The sequence below is a fragment of the Neobacillus endophyticus genome (genome assembly GCF_013248975.1).
Classification (GTDB): domain Bacteria; phylum Bacillota; class Bacilli; order Bacillales; family Cytobacillaceae; genus Neobacillus; species Neobacillus endophyticus.
The window spans coordinates 1,144,821-1,166,596 of record NZ_JABRWH010000001.1; the positions used below are offsets into that span (position 1 = coordinate 1,144,821).

A 21,776-nucleotide genomic window follows, 5' to 3' on the forward strand; every position below is an offset into this window, starting at 1 on the left:
ATGTAATTTACTTTCTCCACGTAATATTTTGTTTTACAACCTTAGCAGGAACTCCTGCTAGAATTTGTTGAGACTCATTAAACTCTTTTGTTACCAATGACCCGTACCCAACAATAGAATTATCTGAAATTTTACTTCCTTTTAATATATTTGCATAACTAGCAATCCACACACTATTTCCAATTGAAATTGATTTATTCAAATTAAATGGCTCTGTTTTATCTTGCAAATAGATATGATGTCCATCTGAATCACGAACATTAATATTCCATCCAAGTAAAACATCATCCCCAAATTTAACCAATGTATTACTTGCTATAAAACAATTTTGATTTGCAGCAAAATTAGCACCAAATTCAATAATGCCTCCGTTATCACAACGTACAGATATTCCCTCAGACAAATTGGCTTTACCATGAAAAACCACTTTACAACCATTATCTAATTTTAGATAACTATGTTTATTGACTTCAACACCGAAAGACCCTTTACCATGCCCGAACTTTATTAACCCAAATTGAGGATTACAAGTTAACTCTACAGAACCACGATGCACATTCATTAAAACAGTTCTATATCCTATAAATACCGGTAATTTTTTTGCCACTTGAAAAGGAAATACTTTAAAATTGAAATATATAGTTTTAGGTAAAGATACTAAAACATTTAACAGGCCCAATTCTTACCCTCCATTTTTGTGACATAACATCCTTAATTTATTTCATTCCTATTTTTTTACAAAAACTCGGTTAAACTTTCAATAAAAAATGTAACGCAGAGATTTTTATTTAGATAACTACATATTTTATATCTAATGCTTATTAAAAAATTATTTATAAGAAACCAGTAAATCATATAGTTTTTGGGCAGAGGAATCCCAACTGAATTTCCTAGCATTATCAAGACCTTTTTTTACTAAAGAAGTATACAATTCACTATCTTCAATTAGTCTTAACATCGCTGCTGCAATTTCTTCTGGATTATACGGATTCACTAGAATTGCAGCTTCTCCAGCTGCTTCAGGCATAGAAGAAGTGGCAGATGTGATAACAGGAACTCCAGCTGCTTGTGACTCTATAATAGGAATACCAAATCCCTCATATAAAGAAACATATGTAAAAACTTTGGCTAATTGATAAATAGCAACTTTATCTTTATCATCTATAAAACCAGTAAAAACAACATCTTGAGATATATTTAATTCATTAACCAAACGTTTTATTTCATCATTTCCATTAGTTATAACCAGTTTAATTTCATCACGAACTCCATTATTAAGCATTGCGAAAGCACGAACTAAATTTTCTATATTTTTATGTTTTCTCATGCCACCGAAATAAAGAATAAATTGTTTCGGTAATTGATATTTTTCCCTAATAGCTTCTAGTTCTTCTGGATTTATAGAATTATTAAATTTATTAAAATTCACACCATTATAAATAACGTGGATTTTATCTTCTGGTATATGATAGTAATCTACTAAATCTTGTTTTGTATATTCTGAAACAGTTATAATCTTATCTGTGTTAGCTACTGTAAAATCAATCTTTTTTTTATATTGAGATGCAATATGTGGTGATTCCATTGCAGTTTTTAATGGAATCAGATCATGTATACATGAAATTATTGGTTTCCGATAATTTACACGGGGTAAATTATAACTACAAAATAAATTTACATCAGGATTATTATGCATCATAGTCTCATAAAATATAGGAATTTTCCAATTGTTATAAGCTATTTTATAAGGAAGATATGAATACGTTACTTTAAATGGGAATCTATCATAATCTTTTTTTGAAAATGCCCGAAAAAAATTAACTCCTCCATGTAACTCTAAATCAGGATATTTTGCTAACCTCATAATAATTTCGTTTTCAAAGACACTAATCCCTGACCCTTTATTATTTGCAGATTGCAAATTCACATTTATTTTCAAAATTAGAGCCTCCATTTTTCTGAAAATTACCAATTACTATTTCATAATTCTTTCTTTTTTATTACCACTTAACCCTAATTCGTCGTCTATTTGCTTTTAAAATAATCCAATAAAATAAAGCGAAATTCACGCAGCAATATAAGAGTGTTTGAATGGAATAGCAATGTGTCAACGCAAACAGACACGCCATCCAAATATATAAATATTTATAAAAGACATGCTCCGTTAATTTTGATTTTACTTCAAATATAACCAATAACCTGATTACAAGATAGTTTGCAATAGGGAATACTATCCAACCTAAAAAATTGAAAGTGATTAAAAAGTCCCCAGAAAAAGACAGCATTTGTCCTCTATCAAAGGTTTCAAATGAATATTTCATAATCTCTGCTGATGAAAGAGTACCTAAAGTTAATTGAGGAATCCAATGAAAACCTCTTATTCCAGAAATAATAGTTAATGAATCTGTTATTTCTTTACAGAATGCTTGAATAGAGTGTTGAATTGTCATTCCTATTGAAGCTTGATATGTTTGTCCAATACACCATAAACCATTAGTATATTCTTCAATTTGATTTGAAATGTATTTCGCTGATAATGTATCTGCCGAAAATTCACTTGCACTGTCCACGCCAAATTGTTTAGTAACAAACATTATAAATATTAAACTTATAGCAATTGGTATAGTAATTACCATGATATGATTCCGATATTTAGGAAATTGATAGTACAATAATGAGATTGTTGTGATAGCAGTTTCCAAAATAAATGAGCGGTTTGATCCGAAGTAAGATATAAAATTAAATATCCCAAGAAATATGGATAAAATAAAAAACAAATAAAATCCTCGTGTATTAGGTTTATATTTTGTAGCTTTTAATACAGTTACGGCAAAGAGAAATGCTTTAATGCAGTTAAAGAAAGTAGCCTCTGACAATACCGCTGTATATGACACATTCTTCTTTAATAAAAGTATCTTCAATGCCGGAAACCAAATATTAAATCTTAAAGCAAGATCTATAATGAAAAATCCTAGGACAATAATTCCACCCATTCGTAATTTTTCAGAATGCAAATTTAAAATTTTATTTTTCTTAGTTTCTCTCAAAATTATTTTAGGATAAGAAAAACGAATTGTTAAACAAGCAATTACTAGTTCAAAACACTGAATAAAAAGTGCTATACGATACGATGAAGGGGCTAGATTGGACATTCTTGTTGGTGATATATCACCATTGGTTATCTGAATTAAATATGGTTGAATTAGGTATCGAATTATTGCAATAATATAATAAATTTTAAGACCAATACCACCTTTGTGATAATTAATTATTTTTTGGAAAATAATCACACAACTACCAAACAACAATGGTAATATCCAGATTTGCTCTAATCCTTCACGCGGTGTATTACTTGAAGCCAAAAAAATAGTTTCAACAAATGAAACTATTATTAGTATTGTCTTTAATGTCATGCTACGAAAAACAGAAACTATTTTTGATGGAGCATTTATTTTCATTTTTGCACTTAAATACATATTTTCCCTGATACCTTTCTCACAAATAGAATATAAAGAGTCAATAAAATTCACATTAATTACTCCGCTATCAAAAACTTATTAAAATATTTATAGTTTAATTCAGCATCACATTTATCTTCCCAAATACGTCGTGATTCTCTACACATATTTAAATAACGTTCTTCATCCATATCATAGATTTTTTGAAATAATGCTTTCAATTCGTCAATTTTAAAATCAAGATTTAGTAGAAAACCATTTGTATTCTCTTCAACTACTTCCTTACTTCCACCTACATCAGTAGCAATAATCACTTTTCCAAAAGACATTGCCTCCATAATTGAAACCGGAACACCTTCACTAGCACTCACATTCACAAAAATGTTGAAATCATTATTTCGATAATATTCAATTACAGCATCATTTGGTATTTTCCCAAGTAATTTGCATCTCACATTTGGCTTCTGTAAATTTTCAATTGCTGCCTTAATTTGTTCGTACTCTTCGCCCACTCCAATATGCGTCCATTCCACATCAAAATCTAAATCTTTAATAGCCTCAAATATAAGACTATTTCGTTTCACTTTTCTCATCCAGGAGCAAGATAGGATTTTTAATGTTTTCTGTTTAGGAGATAATCGGATACCTTGATTAATCGTTCCGAGCCGAGAAACCTTTATTTTTTCTGGATCAATTGAATAATGGTTCAATAAGTAATTCTTTGCATCACTAGAGATAGGAATAACTTTATTTAAACCAGCTAATAACATATCACGGCAAGGGATATAGCCATTTTGAACATATTCATAAATATCAAAGCGGTGGCATCTTGATAATGAACGAATTTTATACGTATCCTTCAATTCTTGATGAGTTTTTACAGCAACATATGCGTCCAAATGAAGCCAATATGAATATAAGACCAACTCACTTCCACGAGGAATATTTCCCCTTATATACCGAACGAAACCTTTTGCCAAAAACTCTCCTTGAGCAACAAAGCATAAGGCTTTAATCAAATTTTTCAACGTCAATCGTTTTGACCTTCGTAAGACTTGAAATTCTGTATGAAATTCTTTATTAAACAATGCTTTGATGCAATATTGAATTCTATTAAACTTTGAATACTGTGGAACAGTATCTACTATTTGAACATTAAGTTTTACCTGAGGTTCTTTCTTTCGGTTAGCCCAGATTGGAAAAACAAATTTATCAACCTTTTTCGTCTCCATATATTGCATTTCAGTTGCTAAAAATGTTTCTCCTTGATACTCAATTGGATATGTCATATCTAGGTAAAATAAATTTAATTTGCCCATCCCGTTCTCCACTTTCTTTAGAATCCACGTTCGATAGCTTATATCATATACATGTATATATATTTAATACTTATTAACCCTTTTTAATTTATTAAAAACTCCTCTAAAATTCGATCTAACAAAATTTTTCAAGAAAATAAGCCTGCTTATATTATCCTCATTTTTCAAAGAAATATTTTTCTTCATTAATTTATGATAAAAATCAACAGGCTTTGATAATTTAGTTAGACGATGAACTTCTTCATTTTCCAAAATTTCAGCAATTGATTCATTTCTCAGTATGCATGACTCAATGCTATAACAAAGCAAGACAAAATACTGATTATAAAATTGTTGTAATTTATCCTCATCCATTTTCACATTCCATTTTTCGAACAGTCCGCAACATTCAGAGAATATTTTTAGTAATACTAGGTAATAATCATTCTTTAATTTTGTTATATATACCCCTGAATCCATTCGGTAGTGGTAAAAGGTATCATTCGATATAAATAGGCTTTCAATTTTATCGTAATAACGGTAGTTAAATACAATATCTTGTGATCGCCTCAGATCTGGAAATTCAATATTATATTTGTCAATTATTTGCTTACTATATAATATTCTGGTTGGTGCAAGGATAGCTTGCATTAATGATAAATCTATATAGAAATTACGGACATCCCCAGCACTTTTTATCCATTTTTCATTGAACGCCACTGGCTTACGATCGACAAAATCACTATAATATGTTTCTTCTATACATCCGGATATAATCATATCTACATTATAGTTGGATAAATATCCCACAAACTTTTCAATCATTTCGGATTCAATCCAATCATCCGGGTCAACGAAAAGGATAAATTCTCCGTTTGCATTTCTTAGCCCATTATTTCTTGCTGGCCCCGATCCTGCATTTTCTTGATATATGACTTTAACACGAGGATCATGTATTTCCCATTTTTTAGATATATCGTATGAATTATCTGTAGCCCCATCGATTACAATAATAATTTCGATATTTTTATAAGACTGGCTGCTAATAGACTGTAAGCATTTATCCAAATATTGTTCAACATTATATGTTGGTAAAATAACGCTAACTAACGGGTTCATTTTATCTTCTCCTAAACATGAATAACATAGTAAATCAGGAGTTTTCCCAATTATCAATGTTGAGTTGGAAATAATGTTCTAGATACACATTTAATTCTGCCTGAATTCAAGCTGCATTAAGTTTAAATAATTTTCCTCACTATATAATTCTTTCGTAATTTTTCGATTACAAACTGCAATTTCTTTTAAATTTAGTCTTTCAAGACTCTTATAAATATCATTTGTATTTTTTATATTTTCCGTCTTAACTACTATGCCGTTTATTTCATCCTCCACAATATCCGGAATACCCGCATGATCCGTTGTAACAATTACCATGCCATTACCCATAGCCTCCAATATACTAATTGGCTGACCCTCATTTTTATAGCTTGTCAATAAAATAAAAATATCACTCTGTTTCAGTAATTCCTTTTTTTGCTGGCCACCAACAATACCATGATAAGTTATAAAGTCCTGAAGCTTATTTTCTCTAATATAAGTTTGAAAAAATCCTTGTTCGCTTTCCTCAAAAAACTTACCAGCAAAATCAAAGTGAAACCGCTGCTTACCTCCCAAATCCACACGCGCTTTTTCCAACTTGGCCATCTCAAGAACTTCAGAATAACCTTTGCTCCTTATGAAGTTACTTAAATACAAAACGTTTAAAACTTCCTTGTTTTCAACTGCATCCATCTTCTCTTGAAATTCTTTATCAGATATCAAAAATTCATTATCAATACAATTTGGAACAACGGATATTTTATTTTCGTTAATCATTCCTTTAAAAATTGACCTCAAAGTAGGCCCGAGAACAATTGCCCCTTGAAGTTTTTTAATAGACTTATAATTCATAGTCCTCTGCCAGCCTGGTAAATCATTATCCACTAGTTTCCGATAATAGCCCCCATGAAGATGAATAAGACATCTCTTATGTTGTAGCGATAAAATTTTTAAAATAATTAAATCTCTAAGATTTCCACCTTTAGTCTGACTAATTGTAAAATAAAACAAATCAGCATTACTTTTTAAAATTGAAATAATATTCTTAAAGAAATGTTTGTTGTTTGTAATATCTACTTTTTCAAACTCAAACTCTTCAACAAGATTTGAATTATATAGAGTGTCTACCGCCTTTGACAACCCATGAATCGGAGGAGGAAACTGAGCTATAAAGCATATTTTCTTCTTTGACATCTAAACTACCTCAAAATCCTCCAGCACTATGTGCATATGGAGTTTCATCAATCTATAATATTTTATTAAGTGTCTTAATCACTTTTTACTATTTTAGTAACTTGGGTGAATTCTATAATTACATCCAATAACCACTTTCCTACCGAATTCCTATTTGTTAAATAAAGTATTCTTAAGACTTTAATTAAAAGTCCATGCTCTATAAGACATTAAAAATGCCTTTTTTTATTGCATTAGTACTAACAGCTTTTAATTTCTTCAGTATACTTCATTACTGACACATCTTTAGTAAGGTTCTTAACTAGATAATCTCGACCACGCGTTCCCATGTCAATCTGCTCATGAGATCTTGCGTTTTCGATAAACCAATTGATATAACTTTCAATACTTTCATAGTCTCCCGGTTCGCAGACTAGGCCGCAGTTTGTCCCCTCGATAATAAGCCTTGCTTCAGAACCCTCTTCAAGCATTCCTAGCACCGGTTTCCCTGCTGCCATAATCCCGTACAATTTACTTGGGACACTTACTCCCTTAATCCCCTTAGCGTTTATGCACCAGTGGACATCACCAGCATTTAAGCTATAGATCAGCTCTGCTTTGTCTTGATAAGGGATAAAAATTACATTTTTAAGATTGTGATTATCCTTATAAAGAACCAATTGATTTCGAATTGAACCTTCACCAACAAATGCGAAAGCTACATCATCTCGATCTTTAAACTTCTTAATAACTTTCATTAAGTTTTCAAGATCATAATATAGACCAAGGTTCCCTGAATACATTATGATGAATTTATTTTCCAATCCGTATTTCTTTTTAAAGGCGAAAACTTTTTCTTCATCTAACTGTAAAGGGTAGATTTCCTTCTCATCAATCCAGTTATTAATGAATATGTTTTTCGGTACCTTTTTACCTTTGAATCTATTTTCAAGTGTTTCTACCATATCACGCCCAACTACAATTACCTTGTCAGAACGTTTACAGCTAAATTTATCAAACCACAACATTGATTTTAAAATAAGCGTACTCTTGCTATATCCTACCGCCATTGTCTGCTCTGGATTAAAGTCCTGAATATTATAGATATATTTCGCGTTTTTCATCCATTTACCCCAAACGCCTATTAAACCTCCAAGAATTGGTGGTTGGGAAATAGAATAAACGTAGTCCATTTCTCCGACCTTAAAAGTGGCAATCATGGCTCCAAGGAAATATGCGAGGATATTTTTAATTCTGCTGATTTTGTTACTCTTGGAGAATTCCGGTACACGAATACGGACAATCTTTACACCGTTGATTTCTTCCTTATAAAACATTTTTGTTTTATATTCATCTGCTACTTTTCCTGTATAGGAGGGCACAACACAAATGATGGTTATATCAAACTCGTGAAGCATCCCCTCAGCTAACTCTTTCAATATTTGACCAGTTGAAGCAACATCTGGAGTATAATAATGTGCATATATTAAAAGCTTTTTCTTTTCATTTTTTTTCATCATATCAACCATGCAGTCTCTCTCTTCCCTATCGGTTAAGCTAACATTCTATAACGGTGCTAGGCCTTAATGCACTAGTCCCTATATTATTTCTTTTTTCTAGACTCACATTAGGTCACAATTCCTTAATCACAAACAAAAAAAGACAGATTTGAAAAACAAATCCATCTCCATTCTCTTATATTACATAATCAAACGTTTTCTTAACTATATCCTCGTTGCCTACTTTCATCATATCTGCTGCAACCATAATACGAACTAAATCTTCAAACGATGTCCTAGTAGGGTTCCATCCAAGTAAAGTTCGTGCTTTAGTCGGATCTCCTAATAATTGCTCGACTTCTGCAGGACGGAAGAATTTAGGATCAACTTCAACTACAATCTCGCCTGTAGCTTTATTAATCCCTTTTTCCTCAATACCATGTCCTATCCATTCAATTTCAATCCCTACATGTTTGAAGGCGAGGTCGGCAAATTCGCGAACAGAATGCATTTCCCCTGTTGCAATAACAAAATCTTCTGGTTTTTCATGTTGTAGGATGAGCCACATACATTCAACATAATCTTTTGCATAACCCCAATCACGTAAGGAATCTAGGTTGCCCAGCAGTAATTTCTTTTGTTTCCCTTGTGCAATGCGTGCTGCAGCAAGGGTAATTTTACGGGTTACAAAAGTTTCACCGCGGCGTTCGGACTCATGGTTAAACAAAATACCGTTAACAGCAAACATGTTGTAGGATTCTCGATAGTTCTTTGTAATCCAAAAACCATAAATTTTGGCTACACCATACGGAGAACGCGGGTAAAAAGGTGTTGTTTCTTTTTGCGGTACTTCTTGTACTTTACCGAAAAGTTCAGAAGTGGAAGCTTGGTAAACACGTGTTTTATCTGTTAACCCTAAAATCCGAACGGCCTCCAGAATATTCAACGTACCTTTAGCATCGACATCCAATGTGTAGCCAGGCATATCAAAGGAAACACGAACATGCGATTGGGCAGCTAAATTGTAAATTTCATCAGGTTGAATTTCTCCAATAAGACGGGTAACATTTAACGCATCAGTCACATCACCATAATGAAGATGGAAATTTTTATTATTTACAAGGACACTTGCTTCTTCTTCTGTCAGAATATCCTCTAAACGCTCCTGATTGTAAGAAGAACTGCGTCGGATGATTCCGTGTACTTCATATCCTTTTTCTAATAAAAACTCTGCTAAGTAAGAACCATCTTGTCCTGTAACACCGGTAATTAATGCTTTTTTCATATTGTCCTCCGAATTTATATTAATTTACTTTTACAAGTTCGTTATTTAAAAACCATTGATAAGCTTTCTTTAGACCTTCCTCCAGAGAAGTTGTCGCTTTCCACCCTAAAGAATGCAGTTTCGTTACATCAACCAATTTTCTTGGTGTACCATCTGGCTTAGATGTGTCAAATTGAATTTCGCCTGTGTACTCCACCACATCTTTGATCTTTTCTGCCAACTCTTTTATAGGAAGATCTTCTCCAACACCAATATTCACGATTTCACTACCGGAATAGTGATCCATGAGATAGACGCAGGCTTCTGCAAGATCATCTGAATAAAGGAATTCGCGTTTAGGCGTTCCTGTTCCCCAAACTTCTACAAACGGAGCATTACTTTCCTTCGCTTCATGGAACTTGCGGATTAATGCCGGTAAAACGTGGGAAGTATGTAAATCAAAGTTATCATTTGGACCATAGAGATTGGTTGGCATCACCGAAATATACTTCGTACCATACTGACGGTTATACGATTGGCACATTTTAATTCCGGCAATTTTGGCAATCGCGTAAGCATCATTTGTCGGTTCAAGTTCTCCAGTTAACAGGTACTCTTCCTTTAAAGGCTGCAAAGCAAGCTTGGGATATATACACGTACTCCCTAGGAACAACAGCTTCTTCACACCATTCCGGTAAGCTGCATCAATGATATTGGTTTGAATCAAGAGATTATCTCGGATAAAATCCGCAGGATATTCATTGTTTGCTACAATCCCGCCAACCTTTGCCGCAGCAAGAAAAACGAATTCGGGCTTCTCTTCGGCAAAAAAGCTATCTACCGCCAACTTATCTCTCAGATCTAAATCATTACTTGTTCGATATACTAGGTTGGAGTACCCCTTTTCTCCAAGTTTTCTTATAATGGCAGAGCCAACAAGGCCCCTATGTCCAGCAACATATATTTTTGATTCTTTCTCCATCATTTGTATATACCTCTTTTCTAGAAAGCATCATCTGACCCAAATAGAACCACAACCGTTTTGAAAATAATTTTCATATCATAGAGAAAGGAACGGTTTTGCATATATTTAAGGTCCAGTTCCACCATTTCTTCAAATCCTACACTATTTCTTCCTGTTACTTGCCAAAGGCCTGTACATCCTGGAGTAACCCTTAACCGCTGTTTATCATAGTCAGAATACTCCACAACCTCCCTCGGAAGTGGCGGACGTGGACCGACCAGCGTCATATCACCTTTTAAAACATTGAACAGCTGAGGCAGTTCGTCAATACTTGTTTTTCGAATGAATTTACCTATTTTTGTGATCCTGGGGTCATCTTTCATTTTGAACATGGCCCCACTTACCTCATTGTATTGTAAAAGTTCAGCCAGTATCTCTTCTGCATTCGAGACCATCGAACGGAATTTATACATGTTGAATTCCTTTCCGTTCAATCCAACACGTTTTTGTGAAAAGAAAATCTTTCCTTTTGGATCCTCCATTTTGATTAAAATTGCGACAATCCAGAATAGAAAACTTAATAGGATGATGCCAATTAAAGCACCTATAATATCAATTGTTCGTTTAGTCATGAGATATGGAAGGCTGTCATTTACATGAACATTCTGCTTCTTCATATATGTAGCATCTTCATTTGCTAGATTGCTCAAATCTGGACCCCTGCCTTTTCATTACAACAATACTTCTTCTTTATCTAATGTAGAAACTAGATTTTTTAAGTAATCTAACATTTCATCTCGAAGGTCTTCATGCTTTAACGCAAATTCAATCGTTGTTTTGACAAAACCAAACTTTTCTCCTACATCATAACGAGTTCCTTCAAAATCATAGGCAAACACTCGTTGAATTTCATTTAATCTTTGAATCGCATCCGTTAATTGGATTTCTCCTCCGGTCCCTTTCTCCTGGCGATCAAGAAACATAAAGATTTCCGGAGTAAGGACATAGCGTCCCATAATGGCTAAATTCGATGGTGCTGTACCCTGTTTTGGCTTCTCAACAAAATTGTTTACTTGGTATCTTCTTCCCTCCTGGTAAGCAGGGTCAATAATTCCATAGCGATGTGTTTCTGAATCGGCTACCTGCTGAACACCAATAACGGATGAAAAAGTTTCTTCATAGTGATTGATTAGTTGTCTTAAGCAAGGGGTATCACTCTGCACGATATCATCACCCAATAGGACCGCAAATGGTTCATTCCCAATAAAATTCCGGGCACACCACACGGCATGACCAAGTCCTTTTGGTTCTTTTTGACGAATGTAGTGAATATCGGCTAGATTAGTAGAGTATTGAACCCTCTTTAATAGCTCATATTTTTCCTTCTCAACTAAGTTCTGCTCTAATTCAAGTGCATTATCAAAGTGATCTTCGATTGCGCGTTTCCCTTTACCTGTAACGATGATAATATCCTCAATACCAGAGGCAACGGCTTCTTCCACTATGTACTGTATCGTAGGTTTATCGACAATCGGCAGCATTTCTTTCGGCATAGCTTTGGTTGCTGGTAAAAATCTGGTTCCTAACCCTGCAGCAGGGATGATCGCCTTTCTTACTTTCTTCATAATTATTTCCCCCTTATAAGTAATTTAATTTTGAATAGTATGATTTTTGAAATCACTAAAAAATCCATATAATAAATACCTAATGAAAATACAAGTGTCTGGTCCTATCCTTTCATTAGCCATTTATCACCTTAATCTTTAATATAATAATCGGGCATCTAACCCGCCCTCACATCATGCTCTTGACGACATGCGTCTAAGGCCCTTCAACCCACAGCATGACCGAGTACCACCATCGATAACGGCTAGGCAGTCCTTACCGTTCAGGCCTAAACCTGCTAAAGTATAGAATTGTTGAGCCGTTTCTAGTGATTTACTAAAATAAAAAAAATCATTTTCTTCCTAATAACCACCGGAGCATATATAAATAATCCCTTCCATACTCAGGGGAATTAATTTAGTAATGTGCGTTCTTTCACATTTCGCAAGTTCAAAACAATGAAATGAGTTAAATTGCTTTACCAGTTGCAAGGAGAAGGCATAAATCTTATTCAAAAATAATCAGTTTACGGTTACTTAATGATTGTCCAAATGAGGAGTGGCGATGATTGTACGGATGCCTGCTTTTTCCGTTTCCCTTGCCATTGCATACTTTCATACATTGTTTTGAACGATTATTCATTCTTAACAATGACAATGGATTTCAATCAATTGCCGTCGCTCCCCCTTTTTCAATTAGTGATCCCTTAATTTTGGGCTCCGTAGTAATAGTTAATTTCCGATCCTTTAACTTCCTTATTATTCAAGACAATCCCGATCAACTTGCTATGGGTGGAGTCCAGTACACCCTTTGCTTTTATCATTTGTTCTGTTTCTGTTTTTCCGCTAGAAACTACCAGAATGGTTCCTTGGCATTTATTCGCCAATATTTGCGCATCTGCAACAGCTAATAATGGCGGTGTATCAAAGATAATTAAGTCAAATGTTTCATCTAGTGCTTCCTTGCAAAATTGATCCATCATATTGGAACCAAGCAATTCTGCAGGATTTGGCGGAATAGGTCCACTTGTTAACACATATAAATTTTTCTGATCTGTTTCATGAATAGCCTCTTCTAAAGCCTTTTGTCTTGTTAACACCGTTGTTAGACCATATACATTCGTTTTATTGAATGTATAGTGGATCGTCGGTTTTCTCATATCCGCATCGACAAGAAGTACTTTCTTCCCTTGCTGAGCAAAGACAACTGCCGCGTTCGCTGCTGTTGTTGACTTTCCTTCTTCAGGACCTGGAGATGTCACCAAGAAAGATTGGATTTGCTCGTCAATCGAGGAATATTGAATATTTGTTCGGAGTGTTCGATATTGCTCCGATATTGGTGATTTAGGATTTGATAAAGCAATCAAGTTTCTTCTATTATTTATTTCATTTTTTTTCCTTTTTTTAAGAGCCAATGGTTTCACCTCTAAAAACGACATTTCGATCCGTACTACTTTGATTACCAGCTGATAACTTTGTTGGATCCATCATCGCTATGACACCTACGACTGGAACCCCCGTTAATTTCTCAATTTCCTGTTCATCTTTGACTGTATTGTCTAGAAATTCGAGAAGGAAAGTTAATCCAATCCCCGCCATTACTCCAACAACTAATGCTATTGCAATATTCTGAAGTTTTTTCGGCTTAATCGGGCTTGGATGTTCCGGTGCTACCGCTTTGGACAAAATACTAACATTGTCCACCTTCATGATTTTGACGATTTCTGTTCTAAAGACATCTGCTATGCTATTAGCAATTTGCGTGGCTCTTGCTGCATCAGTATCAGTTACAGATAAATTGACAACCTGTGAATTCGTCTCGTTTTGAACTGTGATTGCTTGAACAAGCTGACCCTCAGTCATATTTAAATTCAAATCTTGAATGACTTTATCCAAAATAGCTGGACTTTTGATAATAACATTATAGGTATTGATTAATTGAAGATTCGTTTGTACCTCATTGTTTTGGTACGGAGTATCTTCTCCTTTTGACTGGTTGACTAGCAATTGAGTGGATGCCTGATAGATTGGTGTCATAACAAAGTAGCTGAAGATCCCGCTAATTAAAACAGCAATAAAGGTGATGCCTAAAATTAACTTCATTCGTTTTCGTAGTGTTTGCAATAATTCCTTAAGACTAATAGTTTCTTCCATGTTGCCCTCCTTCGACTTTTCCAAAATATAGAACTCTAGTTATTTGATAAAAAAACTGTAAATTCGATACAAAATGATAATTCTCATCCGTTCTCACAGCAATGATTTTACACGGTTTGCCGTTCTTTGTATAGAACTTCGATTCGACACAATTCGCAAAATTGTACACTTTTGTTCTATATATTGAACCTGTAAATGCAGTTTTAAACAATTTTCTACTCTTTCGAGTATTATATTAATATAATTTACGCTTAATTAATTCTACAGAACATACAGAAAAAGCTGCTGGAGTTTCCAGCAGCTTCTTATTTATTCATCTATTAATCAACTAAGATATTCTTCAAATCAGCTTCTAATTCTTCCATTAAGCTTGCCAATTTTAAATCCGCCTCATTCAGACCTTTATCATAAGCTTTTTTCACAATTTCCTTGAAATCAGCCAGATTCAAACTCTTCTTCGACGTTTCTTGCTCCACACAATTCCTCCTTCGACTTATAATTACATATTTTACTAAAATACGTGTAAAAATTAAACACAAATTATTGAAATTTGATGAAATTAAGCCGATCTGAATGTGTTTTATTATAAGTTACTCCTGATTCATCATACTAATAGAGTATGCTATACTTCTTTTAATGTGCAGGAGAAGCAACGTATGAGGGCCTTTAGAAGGGTTTTTAGATTGGAGCTTCGTTACATTTTACCAGTTTTAGATGATGTTGATTTAATCTTTATTTGTTTGACATACTACTACAAATTCCTTATTGCAGCAAAGGATTATAAGCCCTTTCGAGGAATTCACTACAACCACGGATTATTGGAAACGAAAACCTATTTATTATATGCATTTAGCTGTAGACGCTTTCATTTATTTGTACTGAATTTGTCGAAAGTTGACGAAATATAATTGTATTTGCAAAAAAAAAATAGGAAGCCTACCAAAATTAAAAAAGGAGGTTCGTTTTGTTGAATAATAATATTCTTTCTATTTTTACACAAATCCCTAAAGTTGAAATAGGCCATCGGGTCGTTCTTGGAATAGACGGTTTAAGCCGCTCAGGGAAAACAACGTTCGTTAAAGAGATTGGCAAACTTTTAGAGACAAAAGAAATCCCGGTTTGTATATTTCATATCGATGATTACATAGTAGAGAGAAAAAGAAGATACAATACAAGATTTGATGAGTGGTATGAATATTACTATTTACAATGGGATGTGAGGTATTTAACAGATTCCTTGTTTAAAAAATTAAAAATTGACTCGGAAATGCACCTGCTTAAGTATGATCCTGATTCAGATGCCCAATATGAACAGGTGGTAGAGCTACCTGTTACTTGTCTCATTATCGTAGAAGGGGTATTTCTTCAAAGAAAAGAGTGGAGGCCTTACTATGATTTTATGATTTACTTGGACTGCTCAAGAGAGAAGAGGTTTCAGAGAGAAAGTGAAGCGACTCAAAATCATCTGGAGAAGTTTGAGAATCGATATTGGAAGGCCGAGGATTATTATATGGATACTGAACTTCCGATGACACGTGCAGATGTGATTATGAATAATGATTAAAGAAGCGAATAATAAAGGAAGGTTCAGGATTCTGAGCCTTCCTTTATTATTACGTTTTATTAGATAGCCTTCAGAAGGAGCAGCCCCAAGCCAATTTCATTTATATAACTTCCAATGGAAGATAGTAATCAGTATTAACCAACTCTTCTATTACAATCTCGCCATTCTTTTTGTAAATTTTATATCCTTTGGCATGTTGGCAGGTTTTGGGAATTTTGAATTGCTGGCCTTGCACTTCGATGGCACAGTTATTTTCTAATGCGATTCCCACTGTATCCAGTTGATTCATCTTTGTTATAAAGTCTGCCTTCCGTTCCTCATCGTTGAAATGAGGGCAATGGATACCTGGGATGAACCCTAATCCCTCTAGCACGATGTATTCCGTTGATTCCTTGCGAATTTGCAGTGAATCGCTGTGCCCATATTGAAACCAGCAAATTGCGCCGGCACTTAATCCTGACAAAATCGTCCCTTGTTGATAGGCTTCCTTCAGCAGGAGATCGACACCCTGCTCCTTCCAGATCTTTAACATGCTGTCCGTATCGCCGCCGCCCACATAAATGATATCGGCTGAAAGGATTTTCCGTTTGATTTCTTCAGAAGAATCTGGCTGATGAATAAGATACAGCGAATCCGTTTGGCATCCCAGCCTCCCACCATATGCCCGGTGAAAACTATCAATATATCCTTGTGACTCCCCGCTCGCAGTCGGAATAAACAACGCATGAGGACACGTTTTATTAGCGAGACTCACAATATACTCATCAATGGCCAGCGTCTCCAATTCTCTGATCTCTCCGCCGCCAATCGCAACAATTGTGCCCATTCTAGGATCCCCCTTTTTATTTTTCAGAAGATTATACCATTATCTTTAGGAATTCTCATTCAAAATGGACATGAAAAAACCTTATTCCGTTCCGTTAACAATAAAGTCTACTCTTTCTTGTGGTACCTGTTCCTTCATATATATGTCTTCCGCGATCATCCAATTGTCTTCCCATATACTTCTTGCTGCTTGCCCGTCCCTTTCAAGTCCACGTGCCAACCTTGTTTCCCGCGGTGTATTTACCCAAATTTTTATATCACAATGATTCTCCATTTCCTTGCGAATGGCATAAACACCTTCTATGATGACGATTCCCCCTGAAGGAGCCAAATGCCACTCTGCTAATCTATCCAAATCCCAGTCATATCGCTGATAGTTCCCTTCCTTGTTTTGCCTCAAAGGTTCCAGCACCTGGGTTAAGACCCTCTGCCAATCATAATCTGCACCAATTGGTTTGTCTTTTGGATGCGCTTTCATAATATGATGAGATGGCTTATAAAAATCATCCATGTGGATCACAGTTACATTCTCACATTCTTCTTTTAAGCGATTGGCCAATGTGCTTTTACCGGAACCGCCGCAGCCGTCAATGCCTATGATTAAAGTTTGACGTTTTTTAGGAAAAGAGTTTATTAGTTTTACCAGTTGATCAAAGGTACGTAGTTTTGCCACTTTGTCACCGCTTTCTATTTAATAGATACAACTATTCATCCCAATAGATTTGGGAAAGCCCACACCCGCTTTACCATCAAATGTTTCAATGTGTTTTTTCCTCTTTTTGGATATTCCCTGCCATCAGCATATCATGAATTCTTACCCAGTCACATGTTTTGTTTGCAAGTTGAGATTCCTAAAGAAGGAATGACAAGCTTCTGTATGGAAATAATTATCTAATTGGAAAAACTGACTTGACATAGCTATTATATTTTTACAATTTTTGAGGAGGTAGTCATTTTGACTGAAGCAACAATAGAGGATTTTCTTAAATTAGACATTCGTATTGGTACGATCATAAGTGCTGAACCCTTTCCAGAGGCTCGTAAACCAGCAATCAAATTAACAATCGATTTTGGAGAAGAGTTGGGCATGAAACAATCCAGTGCACAAATTACCAAAAGATACACGCCAGATCTATTAATCGGCCGCCAAGTGGCTGCCGTTGTTAACTTTCCTCCACGCCGGATAGCGGGATTCCGATCTGAAGTTTTGGTGATTGGCGGTGTACCTGAAGATGGCGATGTTGTTTTGTTACAGCCAGATACAATCGTTAAAAATGGAACACCGATTGCTTAGTGGCTACTACTTATTTCTTACAAAATAACCAAGGCGATGCTTGATGAAAGCATCGCCTTCTACATACCTTTCTATCAATAAATCATCCGCAATTATTTTTTTTATGCTACATTAATGTAAAAGAGTGTGATCAAAAAGAGGTATACTATCGTGAATTCGCAATTGACAGCTTATGTTACGCTTGCTTGTACATCCGGTGTACTCAATTTGTATTTATGTTTAAACGTATTTACAAAACGGCACCACTATACGAATATTGCTAAATTTTTTATTCTTTATACTTGGGTTATAACGATTTATTGTTTTGCTTCTGCTTTCGGTTTAATGTCTACATCACTTGGGGAATTAAAATTTTGGACAACCATCGAATATATTGGCATGCCGTTTTCCCCTCCTTTGGGATTATTATTTATCATGCAGTATCTGGGATTTAAGATAACAAAAAAACGTTTCATTTCACTGCTGATCATCCCCTTTATCAGCTTGGTAATGGTTGCCACGAATGATTGGCATCATCTGCATTACCGAGTATTTGAAATCGATCCGAAGTTGGGAGCACCGTATGTCCATCAGGAAATCGGCATATGGTATGTGATTCATGGAATTTACACATTTGGCTGCATGTTTGTCGCTTTTCTATTCGTACTCTCCCGTTGGAAAGAAACAGCGAAGGTTTACCGGCCGCAATTAATCTCGTTAATGTTCGGACAGCTTGTTCCGATCGTAACAGCTTTTCTCTATTTAATAGGTTGTACACCGCCGGGATTTGATCCGGTGCCGATGGTCTTATGGCTTTCCTCTGTTTTGTATTTATGGTCAATTAGTTCATCACGTATGTTTTCGATTATGCCCATCGCGAAAGATTCCATATTTCATAGTATCAATGATGGGGTTATTGTATTGGATGAATCCTATCGATTAATTGAGTTTAATCAGTCGAGCCAAAGGATGTTCCCGCCTTTGAATAAATCTATGTTCGGGATGGACTTTGATCATGTTTGGCAGCAACTATCAGGTGCATCCTTTCCTTTCCAATTAGAGGCCGTTACGTCGATACAAGAATTGCAACTGGCAGAGGATCAAGCGATACGCACCTATCAGGTTCGTACATCCGCATTGCAGCACGGTAATAGCAGTAAAGGTCTATTAATTATTTTCACGGATATCACGGAGCTAAAAGGTCTCCAAGTGAAATTAGAGCATCTCGCCTACTATGATGAGCTTACACAAATTAATAATCGCCGAGCCTTTTTTCAAACATGTGAGCGGGAATTTTCGGAAGCTCATGAGTTTTCATCACCCTTTACGGTCATATTGTTTGATATTGATCATTTTAAAAAATTGAATGATACCTATGGTCATTATATTGGAGATCAAGTGCTGATCCATGTAGCAAAGGTTTGCAAAACGCAAGTGAACGAAGGCATCCTATTTGCCCGCTATGGCGGTGAGGAGTTTGTGCTTGCATTGAAAGGATGTACAGAATTAGAAGGTGTAGCCTTAGCCAATCAACTTCGCAGACAAGTGGAGGCCGAGCCACTTCATACCGATGAGGGAGTGATTACCGTTACGATCAGCTGTGGTGTAGCGGAAGCAACAAACGCGCCGGAGGAAACACTGAATCAATTATTGAATAAAGCGGATCAAGCTTTATACTCTGTAAAACGTGCTGGGCGAAACCAAGTGCACGTGTATACTGCGATATAAAATTACGCTAACTAGGCAAAAAACGTATGGATCTTTTAGGTCCATACGTTTTTTTAAATCTATCATTTCACCGACCCCAGCATCCCTGCCACAAAGTGCTTCTGCATGACAAAGAAAATGAAGGCTGCGGGTAACGTGGCAATAACGATCGCGGTCATGATCACACCATAGTCGGGCGAATAGCTTGAGCCCAAATTGGAGATGAGCAGCGGGATCGTTTGATTTTCCGGAGACTGTAAAACTACTAATGGCCATAAATAACTGTTCCAGCTAGACATGAATGTGATAATGGCGCCGGCAGCATAGGTTGTTTTCATCGTTGGTACATAGATGCGAAAGAACACCCCAAGCTCGGTAAGCCCGTCAATCCGGCCTGCTTCAAGAATGTCTTTTGGGAACATCTTGGTGCTTTGCCGAAAGAAGAAGATCAAAAAAGCCGTGGTAATCGTCGGCAGAATCACAGCCCCAAGGGTATCAATCCCGATCATGGGAACGGTTTGCGAAACCGCGGCAAATATTCGGAATAAGGGTACCATCAAGGCGGCAAACGGAATCATCATCGAAAGCAGCAGAACATTGAACACGAAATCCTTTGCCTTGCTTTTAAAAATTTCAAATCCATAGCCGGCCAACGATGCGACCAGCATCGCCAGCACGGTGGTAATAATGGAAACTTTGGCTGAATTCCACAACGCGGTTCCGAGGTCCGCTGAATTTAATAGATGCTTTAGATTTTCTATAAAGAAGCTGCCCGGCAGGAGTGTACCCTTTGTAACATCCACAGACTTATTAGTGGAACTGACCACCATCCATAAAAACGGGAAGATTGAAATAAACGATGCGGCCACAAGGATCAGATAAACAAACACCCGTTTAAGCATTTTTATCACCTGCTACTCTGAACTGAATAATCGAGAAGAACACGATCAAAATCACAATGGCGTATGATACGGTCGCGGCGTAGCCAAAGTCTGGCGTATATTTGAACGAAAGGTTATAGATGTACTGTGAAATTGTCATCGTCGCATTACCCGGCCCGCCCTTCGTAATATTCATGACTTCATCAAATAACTGCAGCGTCCCAATCGTGGACGTAATCGTGGTAAACAGAATGATGGGCTTCAAGAGCGGAATGGTAATTCTGAAAAACTGCTGCACCGATGAAGCGCCGTCGATTCTGGCTGCTTCATAGATGGATTCATCAATATTTTGCAAGGCGGATAAGAAGAAGATCATATTATAGCCCGTCCAGCGCCATGTAATGGCCACAACAATCGCGATTTTTGACCAAAAAGGATCTGTTAGCCAAGGAATTGGATGAGAGATCAGGGCAAGTTTCATTAGCATCATGTTCATGATGCCATCCTGAGCAAATAAATATTTAAAAATAACCGAATAGGCAACTAGCGATGTGACACAAGGCAAAAAGATGGCTGTCCGGAACAATCCCTTTAACTTGATCGTCTTGCTATTTAGCAAAACGGAAAGAAATAAAGCGAGAATGATCATAATCGGCACTTGAATAATGAGGTATGTCACTGTATTTCTTACGGTTGTGAGGAAGACAGGATCATGAAATAACCGTAAATAGTTCGCCAAGCCGACAAATTTCAGGTTGGTTCCTGTTCCTGACTGCAGGGATAAGAGAAAAGCCTTAACCATTGGGTAAAAGTAAAACACACAAATCATGATCGTCGCCGCCGCAATAAACAACCAACCTACCAATGCATTTTTCAAGTGAAATTTCCGGGGGATTTTTGTTATTTGAACATTCCGGGCTGCTTTTGCCGGGATCATTTCCATCATCTCCTAACCATCCTGTTCCTAAAAACGAAGCCTCGGAGCATCTCACCTGATACTTGGAATTACGG

Annotated in this window: 22 protein-coding genes; 4 read left to right on the forward strand and 18 right to left on the reverse strand. The window is 35.9% G+C overall.

What is annotated here, in order from left to right; translation table 11 throughout:
• Nucleotides 1–7: 7 nt before the first annotated feature.
• The 14 genes from HPT25_RS05480 to HPT25_RS05545 all read right to left on the reverse strand — a co-directional run bounded on the left by HPT25_RS05480 (nt 8) and on the right by HPT25_RS05545 (nt 14,991).
• On the reverse strand, nt 8–679 hold the full coding sequence (locus HPT25_RS05480) for an LbetaH domain-containing protein (RefSeq protein WP_173061064.1): 672 nt from the start codon (nt 677–679) through the stop codon (nt 8–10).
• Nucleotides 680–829: 150 nt separating this feature from the next.
• Nucleotides 830–1,939, reverse strand: coding sequence for a glycosyltransferase family 4 protein (locus HPT25_RS05485; protein WP_173061067.1), 1,110 nt, complete (start codon nt 1,937–1,939; stop codon nt 830–832).
• Nucleotides 1,940–2,000: 61 nt separating this feature from the next.
• A complete protein-coding gene (locus HPT25_RS05490) occupies nt 2,001–3,530 on the reverse strand; it encodes a hypothetical protein (protein ID WP_173061070.1) in 1,530 nt (509 codons plus the stop codon).
• 5 nt (nt 3,531–3,535) lie between these two features.
• Nucleotides 3,536–4,777: a glycosyltransferase gene (locus tag HPT25_RS05495; RefSeq protein WP_173061074.1), complete on the reverse strand. Its 1,242-nt coding sequence runs from the start codon at nt 4,775–4,777 to the stop codon at nt 3,536–3,538.
• Nucleotides 4,778–4,840: 63 nt separating this feature from the next.
• Nucleotides 4,841–5,875 carry a glycosyltransferase family 2 protein gene (locus HPT25_RS05500; protein WP_173061078.1) on the reverse strand — a complete coding sequence of 345 codons (1,035 nt, stop codon included), beginning with the start codon at nt 5,873–5,875 and terminating at the stop codon, nt 4,841–4,843.
• Between the two features lie 90 nt (nt 5,876–5,965).
• A complete protein-coding gene (locus HPT25_RS05505) occupies nt 5,966–7,051 on the reverse strand; it encodes a glycosyltransferase family 4 protein (RefSeq protein ID WP_173061081.1) in 1,086 nt (361 codons plus the stop codon).
• Between the two features lie 239 nt (nt 7,052–7,290).
• Complete coding sequence (locus tag HPT25_RS05510) at nt 7,291–8,559, reverse strand: glycosyltransferase family 4 protein (protein ID WP_246277149.1); 1,269 nt, start codon at nt 8,557–8,559, stop codon at nt 7,291–7,293.
• Nucleotides 8,560–8,725: 166 nt separating this feature from the next.
• Nucleotides 8,726–9,814 carry a GDP-mannose 4,6-dehydratase gene (gene gmd / locus HPT25_RS05515; protein ID WP_173061084.1) on the reverse strand — a complete coding sequence of 363 codons (1,089 nt, stop codon included), beginning with the start codon at nt 9,812–9,814 and terminating at the stop codon, nt 8,726–8,728.
• A 19-nt stretch (nt 9,815–9,833) separates the two neighbouring features.
• Complete coding sequence (fcl, locus tag HPT25_RS05520; protein ID WP_173070910.1) at nt 9,834–10,775, reverse strand: GDP-L-fucose synthase; 942 nt, start codon at nt 10,773–10,775, stop codon at nt 9,834–9,836.
• Nucleotides 10,776–10,795: 20 nt separating this feature from the next.
• Nucleotides 10,796–11,434 (reverse strand): sugar transferase, encoded by a 639-nt coding sequence (locus HPT25_RS05525; RefSeq protein WP_173070912.1) that lies wholly within the window; start codon nt 11,432–11,434, stop codon nt 10,796–10,798.
• A 54-nt stretch (nt 11,435–11,488) separates the two neighbouring features.
• Entirely contained in the window at nt 11,489–12,382 is an 894-nt protein-coding gene (gene galU, locus HPT25_RS05530) for a UTP--glucose-1-phosphate uridylyltransferase GalU (RefSeq protein WP_173061087.1), read from the reverse strand.
• 686 nt (nt 12,383–13,068) lie between these two features.
• The gene (locus HPT25_RS05535) at nt 13,069–13,776 is read right to left on the reverse strand and encodes a CpsD/CapB family tyrosine-protein kinase (RefSeq protein WP_246277150.1); all 708 of its coding nucleotides are present in this window, start codon (nt 13,774–13,776) and stop codon (nt 13,069–13,071) included.
• Nucleotides 13,766–14,515 (reverse strand): YveK family protein, encoded by a 750-nt coding sequence (locus tag HPT25_RS05540; protein WP_173061094.1) that lies wholly within the window; start codon nt 14,513–14,515, stop codon nt 13,766–13,768. Before HPT25_RS05540 ends, HPT25_RS05535 begins: the two co-directional genes overlap by 11 nt.
• Before the next feature lie 320 nt (nt 14,516–14,835).
• Nucleotides 14,836–14,991, reverse strand: a complete 156-nt coding sequence (locus HPT25_RS05545) for a YwzD family small protein (RefSeq protein ID WP_173061097.1) — start codon at nt 14,989–14,991, stop codon at nt 14,836–14,838.
• Between the two features lie 180 nt (nt 14,992–15,171).
• Here HPT25_RS05545 and HPT25_RS05550 point away from each other — a divergent pair, with 180 nt between their 5' ends.
• Nucleotides 15,172–15,423, forward strand: a complete 252-nt coding sequence (locus tag HPT25_RS05550) for a hypothetical protein (RefSeq protein ID WP_173061100.1) — start codon at nt 15,172–15,174, stop codon at nt 15,421–15,423.
• Between the two features lie 56 nt (nt 15,424–15,479).
• Nucleotides 15,480–16,079, forward strand: a complete 600-nt coding sequence (locus tag HPT25_RS05555; RefSeq protein WP_376767908.1) for a kinase — start codon at nt 15,480–15,482, stop codon at nt 16,077–16,079.
• Between the two features lie 100 nt (nt 16,080–16,179).
• On the opposite strand, the gene HPT25_RS05560 is transcribed toward HPT25_RS05555, so the two are convergent.
• Nucleotides 16,180–16,905 carry a Type 1 glutamine amidotransferase-like domain-containing protein gene (locus HPT25_RS05560; RefSeq protein ID WP_173061106.1) on the reverse strand — a complete coding sequence of 242 codons (726 nt, stop codon included), beginning with the start codon at nt 16,903–16,905 and terminating at the stop codon, nt 16,180–16,182.
• 81 nt (nt 16,906–16,986) lie between these two features.
• Nucleotides 16,987–17,577: a uridine kinase family protein gene (locus tag HPT25_RS05565; RefSeq protein WP_173061109.1), complete on the reverse strand. Its 591-nt coding sequence runs from the start codon at nt 17,575–17,577 to the stop codon at nt 16,987–16,989.
• A gap of 282 nt (nt 17,578–17,859) precedes the next feature.
• Between HPT25_RS05565 and csaA the strand changes: the two genes are divergently transcribed.
• Nucleotides 17,860–18,198, forward strand: coding sequence for a chaperone CsaA (gene csaA, locus HPT25_RS05570; RefSeq protein ID WP_173061112.1), 339 nt, complete (start codon nt 17,860–17,862; stop codon nt 18,196–18,198).
• 150 nt (nt 18,199–18,348) lie between these two features.
• A complete protein-coding gene (locus tag HPT25_RS05575; protein WP_173061115.1) occupies nt 18,349–19,905 on the forward strand; it encodes a histidine kinase N-terminal 7TM domain-containing diguanylate cyclase in 1,557 nt (518 codons plus the stop codon).
• 62 nt (nt 19,906–19,967) lie between these two features.
• On the opposite strand, the gene HPT25_RS05580 is transcribed toward HPT25_RS05575, so the two are convergent.
• Together HPT25_RS05580 and HPT25_RS05585 are read right to left on the reverse strand one after the other, a co-directional pair.
• Complete coding sequence (locus tag HPT25_RS05580) at nt 19,968–20,786, reverse strand: carbohydrate ABC transporter permease (RefSeq protein ID WP_217269639.1); 819 nt, start codon at nt 20,784–20,786, stop codon at nt 19,968–19,970.
• Nucleotides 20,779–21,702 (reverse strand): carbohydrate ABC transporter permease, encoded by a 924-nt coding sequence (locus tag HPT25_RS05585; RefSeq protein WP_173070916.1) that lies wholly within the window; start codon nt 21,700–21,702, stop codon nt 20,779–20,781. The genes HPT25_RS05580 and HPT25_RS05585 overlap by 8 nt, the downstream gene beginning before the upstream one ends.
• Between the last annotated feature and the right edge of the window lie 74 nt (nt 21,703–21,776).